The 12,476-nt window shown below is 30.6% G+C and carries 15 protein-coding genes; all 15 read left to right on the forward strand.

The window, feature by feature from the left end; translation table 11 throughout:
* Positions 1–160 precede the first annotated feature (160 nt).
* A complete protein-coding gene (locus tag ABJD66_RS04670; RefSeq protein ID WP_348128745.1) occupies positions 161–622 on the forward strand; it encodes a hypothetical protein in 462 nt (153 codons plus the stop codon).
* Between the two features lie 198 nt (positions 623–820).
* Positions 821–1,231 (forward strand): SMI1/KNR4 family protein, encoded by a 411-nt coding sequence (locus ABJD66_RS04675; RefSeq protein ID WP_348128748.1) that lies wholly within the window; start codon positions 821–823, stop codon positions 1,229–1,231.
* A 216-nt stretch (positions 1,232–1,447) separates the two neighbouring features.
* Entirely contained in the window at positions 1,448–1,927 is a 480-nt protein-coding gene (locus tag ABJD66_RS04680) for a hypothetical protein (RefSeq protein WP_348128751.1), read from the forward strand.
* A gap of 143 nt (positions 1,928–2,070) precedes the next feature.
* The gene (locus ABJD66_RS04685) at positions 2,071–2,529 is read left to right on the forward strand and encodes a hypothetical protein (protein ID WP_348128753.1); all 459 of its coding nucleotides are present in this window, start codon (positions 2,071–2,073) and stop codon (positions 2,527–2,529) included.
* Positions 2,530–2,746: 217 nt separating this feature from the next.
* Entirely contained in the window at positions 2,747–3,442 is a 696-nt protein-coding gene (locus ABJD66_RS04690) for a hypothetical protein (protein ID WP_348128756.1), read from the forward strand.
* Positions 3,443–3,655: 213 nt separating this feature from the next.
* Positions 3,656–4,153 (forward strand): hypothetical protein, encoded by a 498-nt coding sequence (locus ABJD66_RS04695; protein WP_348128759.1) that lies wholly within the window; start codon positions 3,656–3,658, stop codon positions 4,151–4,153.
* A 200-nt stretch (positions 4,154–4,353) separates the two neighbouring features.
* Positions 4,354–4,920, forward strand: coding sequence for a hypothetical protein (locus ABJD66_RS04700; protein ID WP_348128762.1), 567 nt, complete (start codon positions 4,354–4,356; stop codon positions 4,918–4,920).
* Positions 4,921–5,130: 210 nt separating this feature from the next.
* The gene (locus tag ABJD66_RS04705) at positions 5,131–5,724 is read left to right on the forward strand and encodes a hypothetical protein (RefSeq protein ID WP_348128765.1); all 594 of its coding nucleotides are present in this window, start codon (positions 5,131–5,133) and stop codon (positions 5,722–5,724) included.
* A gap of 165 nt (positions 5,725–5,889) precedes the next feature.
* Positions 5,890–6,363 (forward strand): hypothetical protein, encoded by a 474-nt coding sequence (locus ABJD66_RS04710; protein ID WP_348128767.1) that lies wholly within the window; start codon positions 5,890–5,892, stop codon positions 6,361–6,363.
* 212 nt (positions 6,364–6,575) lie between these two features.
* Positions 6,576–7,154, forward strand: a complete 579-nt coding sequence (locus tag ABJD66_RS04715) for a hypothetical protein (RefSeq protein WP_348128770.1) — start codon at positions 6,576–6,578, stop codon at positions 7,152–7,154.
* A gap of 8 nt (positions 7,155–7,162) precedes the next feature.
* Complete coding sequence (locus ABJD66_RS04720) at positions 7,163–7,888, forward strand: CHAP domain-containing protein (protein WP_348128773.1); 726 nt, start codon at positions 7,163–7,165, stop codon at positions 7,886–7,888.
* Positions 7,889–8,057: 169 nt separating this feature from the next.
* A complete protein-coding gene (locus tag ABJD66_RS04725; protein WP_348128776.1) occupies positions 8,058–8,498 on the forward strand; it encodes a DUF4844 domain-containing protein in 441 nt (146 codons plus the stop codon).
* A gap of 435 nt (positions 8,499–8,933) precedes the next feature.
* Positions 8,934–9,755, forward strand: coding sequence for an AraC family transcriptional regulator (locus ABJD66_RS04730; protein ID WP_348128779.1), 822 nt, complete (start codon positions 8,934–8,936; stop codon positions 9,753–9,755).
* Positions 9,756–9,850: 95 nt separating this feature from the next.
* A complete protein-coding gene (locus ABJD66_RS04735) occupies positions 9,851–11,488 on the forward strand; it encodes a serine hydrolase (protein WP_348128782.1) in 1,638 nt (545 codons plus the stop codon).
* A 266-nt stretch (positions 11,489–11,754) separates the two neighbouring features.
* Positions 11,755–12,396 (forward strand): DUF2306 domain-containing protein, encoded by a 642-nt coding sequence (locus ABJD66_RS04740; RefSeq protein ID WP_348128784.1) that lies wholly within the window; start codon positions 11,755–11,757, stop codon positions 12,394–12,396.
* Positions 12,397–12,476: the final 80 nt, after the last annotated feature.

Here is a 12,476-nt window from a genome sequence, read left to right on the forward strand (position 1 = left end):
TCGCCAAAAAATATAACACCGTATAAATTTAATTGCTAAATTTAAACATTAATTAAGGTCATTGCTCATTTGCTAAGCCCGAATTTCCTTCGGAAACTCTTTGCTCGCAAACACGCAACTAACCTTATACGAACCGTTGTAGCACATTTGCGGAAAACCTATGAAGTACAAAAATTATAAATCAGCAATTCACAATTTCACTCATTCTTTTATGAGTATTGATTATATGAAAAGTGGACGACTTGCTGTAAATGTACTTATTGATTTATACAAAATCGGAAAAGAAAATAAAGCAACTTTTGATTTTATAAAAAAGGAAATAAAACCGAAAGAAGCGGAATCTAAAGAAAGTAAACAATTACTAAACGATTATTTGAATTGGTTACCAGAGCATTTTAAAAACCACGACTGTGATTTGAATAAATTAGAAAAACTTGAAATAACAATTTGGACTGATTTTAATAAAACTATCACACCTTTGAGAATGAATAACACAAAGGAATTTGAACTTCATACTCTAACAAAATGGAAAGCTGACGGAAGAGATGAACAAACTCTTGAGATTTCACAAACTGAATTAATAAAGGAATATTATTTGAACATTGGAATACCTGAATTTTGAAAATAAAAACGTGCTACAACAACGTGTATAATTAATGGCTAGTTCTAGCCTACTTACGAAAATCCTCGCGGACTTTCTTGGTCGGTAATTATTTACTAAATTAGTTGTTTGAAACACGCAACAAACCATATACAAACACGTTGTACATAATTTACCAAAACCACCGAAATACAGAATACAAAGTTTAAAACTGAAAAAATGCCATTTCCAATAGAAGAAAAATATATTATCGAAACAGAGTCTGAATTAAACGTAAAATTTCCTGCTGAATTTAAAAATCGAATGATAAGTTTGAATGGTGGAGAAATTGAAGAAGTCATAGAAAATGAAGAAGAAGATTACATTTATTGGTTATATCCTTTTTTTGACAAATCAGATAAGAAAAGAATAAGTAGAACTTGTAACCATATTGGACTTGAAACTGAAAACTCTCGGAAATGGGAAAACTTTCCAAAAAACACAATTGCTATTGGACACGATGGAAGTGGAAATAAACTTGTCTTAATTCATAATGGAAATGGAGTGCTTTCTGAAAACTTATACTTTTGGGACCACGAAACAGGAGAAATAGAAAAGATTGCTGAATCAATAAAAGAACTGGACGGATAAAAAAAACTATGTACAACAATGTGTATAAAACATAGCTAGTAAGTGCTAAACCGAAAGTTCGGGCATTTTTACAAGCACCGCCAAATCTGCGATTTGGCATTTGAAAAGAAAAAAGATAAATCCAAAATCGCAGATTTGGCTAAGTCATAATTCGAAACTTTCGTGTATACTTATACGCTACGTTTCATACACTAACCGTTGTACGCAAGCTGAAAAATGAGCACCAAAAATAAAAATCAGTCTGGAAAAACATTTATTGATAACGGAATTGTTGTCTGGGAATTTGACGAAAAAAAAGTAGTCGAAGTTCCAATTGACAGTATAAAATTGATTGCGGAATACACTACTGCAAACGGACCAATAATGGACGATTGGTTTTTGGTAATTTATAATGTAAAAGCGGAATATTTTGAAATTTCAATGTATGCGGATAATATCCAAGAAATGATGAAAGAGTTAGGAGAAAAAATGGAATTTGAATTAGTTTCAACCCTATTTTCTTCGACTGAATGGGAATCAAATATTCTATATCCGACAGAGTTTGACGGACAAGATTTGTGGAAAATTGTAAAATCCGAACCAAAATCGACTTTTGAAAAACTCAAGTCATTTATCGGAATTAATAAAACGGAAATAAAACTAACTGAAATAACGAAAAAAATAATTGGAAAAAAGCCAGCGTACAACAATGTATAACCGCAATTACGGCGGATTCGACTACGTCCGAATCCACTCGGAATTGCTAACATCTGTGCTAAACCGAAAATTAACGCATATCAACCCGTAACTGACGGTTATACGAGACCGTTGTAGTGCATTTGCGAAAATCACCAAATCTTATGAATAAATTATTGGAATCTACTCTCTTAAAGGACGAATTCATTTTCAACGGAACGATTGACCATGTGAATGAAAAGATACGTTTTAACAATAACAAAAAGTTCAGAACGGAATGGACGGAATACAATAAATTCAAATTCCTTTCAAAATGGTCACTCGGGACTCTTTATGTAACAGGATTTCCGAATGCTGTTGAAGGAATCAAAGGCTTTGCGGAATTGAAAAAAATAGGAGAAACAAAAACCAAAGTTGAATTGAAAACAAAAGTGCGTATCGAACTATATTTTTTTCTAATTCTTATGATAAGTATATCCGTAATCGGACTAATTACTCAATCTGATTTTCCAAGTTGGATTTTGTTGCTAATTCCTTTTGGACTTTTATGGTTCTGGTTTGTTTATCGTGTTCAAGAAAAAATACTATTTAACAAATTGAAAAACTATTTGACGGAAAAATAAAAACGCACTACAACAAAACCTAAACGTAATGCGGGTTTTAGGGTTAAGTCAAAACGTCTGTGTATATTTACAAAGTCCGCTAAATATAAAATTTGGCATTTATAGTAGAAAAGATAAAAGCAAAATATTTATATCTACTAAGTAACAAACCGAAACGATAGTGCTTATAACCTGCCCTACCATTTCTTATACTGAACGTTAGGCAACATTAAAACAAATGCGAAATCTAATCCTGATTATAACTCTTATTTTTTTATCAAGTTGTGCGGCAAAGAAAAATTATCTGACCGATCTCAACAAAATTGGATTGTTGGGAAATGTCAAATATTTAAAGTTCATTAATCAAAATAATGAAGAAAGAGAGCCTGCTGATTCAAATGAAGAACCCGGATATATTGACAATGAATATTTCTTCAACAAAAATGGAATGATTACAGAACAAAGACAGTACATTTCCAATGAATTAAGTCAAATATTCGTTTTCTCGTATGACAACAAAAACTTTTTAATATCTAAAGAGTATTATAATTCAGAAAGGGAAATTGTAACCAAGTCAATGTTTGAAAACAAACTCAACAACAAGGGAAAACTTTACAGACAAATGGAATTCAGGGCTTGGGAAAAATCTTTGTCTGATTCAACGAAAGTCCAATATCGAATATTTCCCGAAGAAATAATTGAGTTTTTATATGACAACAACGGAAAACTAAGTCAACAAAAACATTATCAATCGAATACTTCGTTCAAATATGTTATTGAATACCAAGATAAGAGAATAACAAAAGCAACTACTGTCGACTTGATAGATAATGGTATATGGAGTTCAACACCATACGATTGTTTGAAATTTGACCAAAATCAAAATTGTATCAAATATAAAGACACGGGTGTTAAAATCGAATATTATAAATAACGTTGCCTAACAATGCCTAAACGTAATACGGGCTTTTGGGCAAAAACGAATGTTCTGTGTATATTTATGAAGTCGCTAAATCTTTGGGATTTTGCTTTGGAACAAAAAAAGAAAAAGCAAAACAATAAGCTTTAGCTGCGTCGCCAGACAGAAACGAAAAAATCTCCTTGCCTCCGCACTACGTTTAGGTATTGTTGTAGCACATTTAAAAAAATGAAAAAGAATCAAATCGAAATAAGTGGTTTAAGATTGACCATATTTACTAAAAAAACTCCTGTTTTCATTAGAATCGTTTTGACTTTATTTCTGAGCATTCTGACATTAATTCCGCTTGCTGCGACATTTTTCGTTTTGATCTATGGAGACGGACCTCATATCGGAATCGTATTTTCATTCATACTTTGTTGGGGAGTTGGATTTTACCTACTTCGAATAACACTATGGAACTCGGTCGGACGAGAAGTTCTGAATTTAGAAGCAAAAAGGATTTCATATATGACTGACTACCGACTCTTCAAAGACAGAAGACAAGAAATCTCGACCACTGATTTAGAGACTGAAATAATTTATGAAGACGAACCCAATAATCCAGTTGGTCGACTAAGACTGAAAAACAATACAGCTGTCATCGAAACCGTGATTCAGGTGAAAATTGCAGAATTGGAAGAATTGAAAAAAGAAATAAAAACGCGCTACAACAAGGGGGGATAGCCAATAGGGCATTTAGAGATAAATTGAAAGTCGTGTTCGTTAAGCAGGCAACGCCAAAACAAAGTTTTGACGTTTATTGAAATAAAAATTAAAAGTAAAAATGTTTGTTTTGGCTTGGTGGTAAACCGAAAGTGAAGTACTTTAAACCTGCCCTACTGTCCATATACAGAACGTTACAAGCAAGCTCAAAAAAAATAAGAATGAACGAAAGTATTTTATTTGATATTTTAAAAAAGTCAAAAGAGAACAAAGAAATTATCGGGATTTGGAAATATAATGATGATGACGGATTTTGGGCAGGTTATGTAAAAAATTATAATGAGGAATTAGTAACTATTCAACACTTCACTAAATACGGAAAATCCGATGGAATCATAATTGAAAAGATTGAAAACATAAAAAGTGTGGACTTTGATGATGACTACGCAAAAGCAATGCAATGCTTAATTGATTATTCATCTGAATTAGATAAAGATGAAGGTTTCGAGATTGAGTTAAATGACAATGAAGAGTGGCAATTAGGAGTTTTAAAACAATTAGAAGGCTCTAAACGAATTGCAAGATTGGAAATTAACGGAACGGACTATTTTTCGGGATTTATCACCAAACTATCTGAAACGGACCTAATTCTGCATTGTGTAGGGAAAATGGGAGAAGATGAAGGAACTGTATTTTATAGAATTGAAGACGTTACTGCAGTTAGAGTCAATGACATTGAAAATCGAAAACGAGTTATGCTATTTAACTGGAGAAAAGCCAGCTTGTAACAATGCCTATAATTAATACGGATTTCGGTCTTTACGCCAAGGTCTGTATAAATTTATGAGATCGCAAAATCTTTGGGATTTTGCTTCGTGCAAGAAAAAAACAAAACCCAAAGCTGTTGCTTAGCGCGTAGCTGGAAATTCGCTTAATTTCTGCGACGCACTAATCATAGCCGAACCGTTGCCCACAATTAACGAAAAACCCGAATTGAATTGAAAAACCTGAACTTTGAAACGATATTAAAAGATGCGGTAAAATTTATCCTAACTGAAAACGACTCTTATATCCAAACTTATACAGAATTCATAAAATATTTTGACAAAATAAACGCTGGAGATATAAATGAACATAATTTGGTAATCGCAAGTCATTTCGTTTATGGTTGGATGCCAACAATAATCCACCTGAATTTGGAACAAAAAGACAAAGTTTTGTTTTTATTAAATGCTGTAAAAAGCGGACACATTTTGACTGAAAACGAAATCGGAATTTTAAAAAAATCAATAAACAATTCTTTGGTTGGACTTTCTAAACTATTGCATTTTATCAATCCGAGAGATTATGCGATTTGGGACAGTCGAATTTTTAGATATTTAACAGAAAAGAAAAGTAGTTACGGAATTGATAGACCACAACTCTACCTTGACTATCTAAACGGAATTAAAAATATTGCGGAAAATAAAGATTACGGAAAGTTGCACGATTTGATTTCTAGAAATTTTGAATATGACATTTATCCAACAAGAGCAATTGAAATCACAATGTTTGAGACTGACCGAAATAGACAAAGCCGAATAAAAAAATAACTGGTGGTAACAACATATATAATTTATTGCTGGCTCTAGCCTACTTACGAAAATCCTTGCGGATTTTCTATTCAGTTTTTATTTGTTAACTTAGTTACTTAACCACGCAACTAATCATACACAATTACGTTAGGTGCAATTACAAAAAACCAAAATGAACAATATTTGAACTGGATAATTAGAAATATAAGTAAGCTTAAATATCACACCAATTTGGGTATTTTATTAGAACCTATTAAAGATGACATTACAGATTTAAAATGGTTGATTTCAGATTTGGACATAAATACTTCTGAAATGGAAAAATTGCCAATTAATCACGAAAAAGATGGTTTTCTAATTTCGTCTCAGGAAATGAAAATGATTTGTGAAACTGACACTCAAATTGTTTGGGGAGCTTTTTCAGGAATTAAAAAAAATGTTGAATTAAAAACTGACAAAATTGAATTTCCGTATGCAGAGGGAAATGCTGAAATATGGAAAAACGGAAATCTACAAGTCGAAAATTCTAAAATAGAAATAATAGCTTGGGACAGTTCTTACACAATTGTAAAATTTACCGATGAAAAGATGTCTGATAAATTTAAAAAATATTTTGACGAAGCCATCGAATTGGAAAGCTATAAATGGAAAAAATAACTGCATACAACACGGTGTATAAAATATAGCTAATAAGTGCTTAAACGAAAGGTTTATGTATATTTATGATGTCGCTAAATATTATGTATTTAGCTTTGTAAAAAAAATAAAACAATAAGCTTTAGCTTCGTCCTCAGACGGAAACTCAATGTTTCCTTGCCTCCGCACTACGTTTAGCCCAACCGTTAGCCACAAGCTGAAAAAAACCCATATTGAAAAATAAAAAGGAATATTTAAAAGGAAAATCCGTCTTTATAGTTTCGTTACTTGTCATCGGAATTACAATTCTGACTGTTTATCTGACTGGCGAAAATTATAACCGAAATGTAACGTCGAATTTATATTTATCGTTATCCATAATTGGAACAGCACTTTTCTTATTTATGACTTATGGCCTTTACAAAGGAATTGGATTAAAAGACAATTTTCCTAGATTTAGAGAATTTAAGACTGGAGATTTTATTGCACAATCTGGAACTGTACCTGATTTGCCAAGTATAGAAGTTGGAGACGGAATTGGTGGATTAATAATGTCGATTCTACTCTGGATTGGAATGACTATTATAATCTTCCTTCTTCTGATTTTGCTGGAGGCATTTTTTTGGATTTCGATTTTTATAATTTTAGCAATGCTTTATTGGGTGTTTTTTCGAGCTTTAAAATTTGTGTTTTCAAAATCAACAGAAACGAAAGGAGATATCGGAATTTCTGCAATTTATTCGTTGACTTATACTATATTGTATTTAGGTTGGATATTTGGAATTGTTTATCTGACTGAAATATTCAGATGAAAAGCCTGATGGCTAACAATGCATATATTTTATTGCTTGGTTCTAGCCTGCTTACGAAAGTCCTCGCGGACTTTCTATCTGTGTTTTATTTGCTAGCTTTAATGCTTAATACACGCAACGAAATAATACACAAAAACACTACTAACGAATTGAAAAAACGATTTTTACTAATACTTGGAGTCCTGATTATACTAGTTGTTGGGTTTTTCCTATCTAAAAAAATCAATCTGAATCCGAATTATGAAGTCGGACAAAAAATTGATAGCCTGAACGGAGTTGCTGTTTATTATAATGGCGGAGTTGGAAATGTGGACGGACGAGCGTTAGCAGAAGATGGTTATAATCTTGGACTGAAATACCAATGTGTAGAATTCGTAAAAAGATATTATTACGAGGAACTGAATCACAAAATGCCTGACAGTTATGGACACGCAAAAGACTTTTTCAACTCACGAATTAAGGACGGAGAAATAAACAAACAGCGGAATTTAAAGCAGTATACAAATCCAAGTAAATCCAAACCGAAAAAAAATGATTTAATAATTTACTCAGGAACTGCTCTGAACAAATATGGACACGTTTCTATAGTATCTAAAGTAACCGAAAACGAAATTGAGATTATTCAACAAAATCCAGGACCATTCGGAAAATCAAGAGAAGCATATGGCTTGATAAATGAAGACGGAGAATGGAAAATAAAAAATGACCGGATTTTAGGTTGGTTAAGAAAATAAGGGAAAGTACTATTTACAACAACATATATAATTTATTCCTAGTTCTAGCTTATTTACGAATCCCGAAGCGTCGGGACTAGCGGACTTTCTATCTGTGATTTATTTTCTAACTTTAGTGCATTAAACACACAACTAATCTTATACAACAACGTTAGCACACATTTAAGGAATGATGAAATACATCAAAATATTAGTTCTGCTTTTAACTTTATCTGCTTATGGACAAAATGCAACCGAAATGAAAACACCTGAAAATGCGAATGAGAAGTTTATAGAATTTATTGCAAAGAAAAAATTCTATGCGGAAAATCATTCACCAAATATATCTGATGAAAAATTGAGGCCAATATTGACCGAAAAAATCAACGAAGTCGCAACTGATTTTAAACAAATTTCGGGATCTAAAAAACCAACTGACAAGAAATATCAAGAAGCAATAAGAATTGGACTTTTAAAATTTCCGGAAATGGAATTAGGATATGATTCTGAAGACAGAGAAAGGATTTTACTTTATTTTCAGGAAATAATGGACATAGTTGGACTTCAAAGTTCGAATGGAAAGTTAAATAACTTTTATTATGGATTTGACCCAAATGAATTGAAAAAATAAAACTGCTACCTAAACAGTGTAATGTATTAGATAATTACTGAACACATAAAATAGATTGACTTTACCACTAAAATTTATGCCAATAATAAATAGCCTTATAATAGGAGTATACAATCTATGTGTGAATTTAACTTAACCTTTTTTAACTTTATTATAATAGTATCTGTATTCATAGGTACTACGTTTGGGCTGTTATTAATATTTACAAAACGGATAAATAGAAAAGCGAACGTATTACTTGGTTTGGCAATGTTTATTATTATTTTTTGGAATGTTTGGGTATTGAGTTTAGATTTTGAAATAAGTAATTATTTCCCATACTTTTATTTAATACCATTAAATTATTCTTTGGCGCTTGGTCCTTTATTATATTTTTATGTCAAAAAAATAACTAATTCAAGCTATCGTATTACTAAGAAAGATAGTATTCACTTTTTGCCATTATTATTTGAGCTAATTATACATTTCATCATAAGTAGAGAAGCACTTGCAAATAATATTATTAGTGTTGAAACAGGTTCTTTTATAAAATTAATACCTATAGTTCAGCTTTTAGCAATTATTTCTATTATAACTTATAGTATTTATGCATTAAAATCAATAAAAAAATATCACTCTTGGTTAAACAAAAATTATAGTAATAGTGATGCATATAGCTTAAGGTGGTTATATAGGTTACTTGTACTATTTGCCATACTTTGGTTTTTATGGACACCTTACACAATTATAGATTATTTAGTATTTAATTTTCAATTAGGCATAAGTGATTATTACCCAATTTATATATTACTGTCTATTGTAACTATTTGGATTAGTGCAGAGGCTTTTTTAAGACCAGAAATTATATTTCTTGAATCTAACAAACAAGAAAAAGGTAATCTTGAAAAAGAAGCCCAACCTGAAGAGATTATTGAAAAAGCACTTTGGTTAAAAGAACAAATGAAAACTAATCTTTTTTATCTTAATTCAGAATTAACATTAAAATCTCTGGCAGATAATCTTAATATTCATCCAAATGTTTTGTCTAAAATAATAAACAATGGTTTGGGTAAAAACTTTTCCGATTTTGTAAATGAGTACCGTGTAAATGCTTTTATTGATAAATTAAATAGCGGCAATTATGATAATATAACACTATTGGGTATCTCTTTTGAATGTGGCTTTAATTCAAAAACAACTTTTAACAGAGTTTTTAAGAACATTAAGGGTATAACTCCTTTAGACTATAAAAAGTCAATAAAAAACACCTCCGCATAGCTTAAAATAAGTCCCATATTATAATATGGGGCTTTTGATACTTTTCTTTAGTAGTATTTTTGTTGAATCATTCAATCAAACATTCAATCAAATTTATGAAATCAAATTATTACCTAATGCTTTTTGCTTGCTTAATACTATCTTGTAAGAATATAAAAAGCACAACATCTAAAAATTATCAAGTAAAAGAAATCGAAAGCTTGTATTTTTCAAAAATTGATGTTGAAAAAATTAAACTTACACCAGATAATTATACAAATAACTTTACATTAAATAAAGATGAATTTCTAAGTATTCATTTTGCTCTAGACAAGCCTCTAATTAAAAGTCTACAACTACTAGCACCAAACCTTACACAAGAACAATTATTAGATATAGGAAATTTTCAATTTTCATTTCTAATTGATGGGGAAATAATTTATGTAGAAAACCTAAATAAAGGAGCAGGGTTAAAAGCCTCTAAAACCGAAAAGCTAAACCATACAATACGTCTTGCTGCACCAAAACAACTAGATTATTGGGGTTGGTTTATGTGGATAAAATTTATGAAACTAAATGGTGCAGAAGATTTGCTTAGTAAAAACAGTAATACTTTAAGTATAGAAGTGAGACCCTATATTAAACAGGATGACTTAAAAATAGGACCTATTTTGGCTAAGGGTAGTATTAACATAAATGCTGCTAAAGTACCAATAGATAAAAGTCTAATTTCAGTACAAAAAATACAACCTAATAGTGGCTGGGAATTATCAAAAGACAATTTTAATAATACAAAAATCAAAGATTTAAATAGAAAAATAGCTGAAGGCCGTTTTGAGAATATTAATGGTATTGTAGTTATAAAAGAAAATAAACTTTTAATTGAAGAATATTTTAATGGTGAAACCAGAAATAGTTTGCACGATCCAAGATCTGTGGGCAAAACTATTGCTTCAACAATGATGGGAATTGCAATTGAAGAGGGTTTTATAAAAAATGAACACGTATTATTAAAAGACTTTTACAACTTAACATCATTTAAAAATTATAGTCCAAAAAAAGATTCTATAACTTTAAAATCCTTGTTAACAATGAGTTCTGGGCTTCTTGGTGATGATGATGATCACAGCAATCCTGGAAATGAAGAAAATATGTACCCAACAAAAAACTGGGTAAAATTTACACTAGATTTACCTATGCAAAAAAGTAGATCTATAGGAAAAGACTACATTTATTTTACAGCTGGTGTAGTAATATTAGGAGATGTTATTCATAAATCTGTTCCTAATGGTTTAGTCTCTTATGCTGATGAAAAGTTATTTGCCCCTCTTGGTATTACTGATTACAAGTGGCAATATACACCGCAAAAAGTTGGTAATACTGCTGGTGGCATACAATTAAGAGCTATTGATTTTGCCAAATACGGACAATTATATAAGAATAAAGGGCTTTGGAATGGAAAGCAAGTTTTGAGTGAACAATGGGTTAAAAAAAGTTTAGATAAACAAGTAAAACGACCAACTGAAAATGGTTACTATGGCTATTTATTTTGGAATAAAGTTTATAAATACAACAATAAAGAATATGAAGTCTCTTATTGTAGCGGTCGTGGAGGAAATAAAATTTTTATTTTTAAAGACATTCCTTTTGTTATTGTAATTACTTCTTCTGCATACAATAGTCCTAGAGCACACGCTAATATTGATAAAATGATGAATGAATATATACTACCTGCCATCATTAAGAAAAAATAAAGTCACTAACCAACACCGTTTACAATTTCTGCTCAATTAGCAATAATTTACCAATACCTAAATTTTGGTATTGGCAAATTATAACCTAAACCAACAATTAACATATAAAAAATTATACATCAGACTATTATGAATCTTACATCTCTCTTACTATAGTAATTTAATAAACATTTTATTTTAATTGAAAATGACCATAAGCTTAAAATGTTAATTTAACTGTAACATTTTTATACCAATACAGTCTACCTAAAAAACAACATTATTTTATGAAAAAGGTTTTTTGGGTTATTATAGGAATTTTATCTACCCTTATTGGTTTATATCCAGTAATTTACTTTTTAATTGACAGAAGATTTGGATTATTAGCTTCTAAGACTACCGAGCTATTAAATGATATTTTATGGAACATTGCTTTTTACGGGCATATAACACTTGGAGGAATAGCTTTATTAATAGGATGGCTACAATTTAGCCATAGGTTACGTTTAAAAAAGAAGAACTTACATAAATTACTAGGTAAAGTTTATATAATTTCTGTTTTCATAAGTGGATTTTGTGGACTTTACATTGCTCTTTACGCAACTGGAGGTATTAGCAGCATACTCGGCTTTTTTTCATTAGGTCTAGTTTGGCTAACCACCACTTTTATGGGATTTAAAGCAATAAAAAAAGGCAATCTTAATTTACATACAAGGTTTATGGTGTTAAGCTACGCTGCTTGCTTTGCTGCTGTAACATTAAGGATTTGGCTTCCTATATTAACCATTGCTATGGGAGATTTTGTAAGTACATATAAAATTGTAGCTTGGCTATGTTGGGTTCCTAATATAATGGTTGCACTAATTATTATAAAAAATAAAAACACAGAGCCAAATATTATTTTACAACAAAGCATTAACAAAGCTTAATTTATAAACTATTGCTGCAACTAATTTTATATGGCATTAAACAGTGATTTAAAACTATAGTTATACTTATCAAACTTTCT

Origin of the sequence: Cellulophaga sp. (genome assembly GCF_039943695.1) — a bacterium.
In the GTDB taxonomy this organism is placed as follows: domain Bacteria; phylum Bacteroidota; class Bacteroidia; order Flavobacteriales; family Flavobacteriaceae; genus Cellulophaga.

Coding starts and splice junctions, on each gene's coding strand:
- ABJD66_RS04670 (WP_348128745.1), top strand. CDS start 161: ATGAAGTACAAAAATTATAAATCAGCAATTCACAATTTCACTCATTCT.
- ABJD66_RS04675 (WP_348128748.1), top strand. CDS start 821: ATGCCATTTCCAATAGAAGAAAAATATATTATCGAAACAGAGTCTGAA.
- ABJD66_RS04680 (WP_348128751.1), top strand. CDS start 1,448: ATGAGCACCAAAAATAAAAATCAGTCTGGAAAAACATTTATTGATAAC.
- ABJD66_RS04685 (WP_348128753.1), top strand. CDS start 2,071: ATGAATAAATTATTGGAATCTACTCTCTTAAAGGACGAATTCATTTTC.
- ABJD66_RS04690 (WP_348128756.1), top strand. CDS start 2,747: ATGCGAAATCTAATCCTGATTATAACTCTTATTTTTTTATCAAGTTGT.
- ABJD66_RS04695 (WP_348128759.1), top strand. CDS start 3,656: ATGAAAAAGAATCAAATCGAAATAAGTGGTTTAAGATTGACCATATTT.
- ABJD66_RS04700 (WP_348128762.1), top strand. CDS start 4,354: ATGAACGAAAGTATTTTATTTGATATTTTAAAAAAGTCAAAAGAGAAC.
- ABJD66_RS04720 (WP_348128773.1), top strand. CDS start 7,163: ATGGCTAACAATGCATATATTTTATTGCTTGGTTCTAGCCTGCTTACG.
- ABJD66_RS04725 (WP_348128776.1), top strand. CDS start 8,058: ATGATGAAATACATCAAAATATTAGTTCTGCTTTTAACTTTATCTGCT.
- ABJD66_RS04735 (WP_348128782.1), top strand. CDS start 9,851: ATGAAATCAAATTATTACCTAATGCTTTTTGCTTGCTTAATACTATCT.
- ABJD66_RS04740 (WP_348128784.1), top strand. CDS start 11,755: ATGAAAAAGGTTTTTTGGGTTATTATAGGAATTTTATCTACCCTTATT.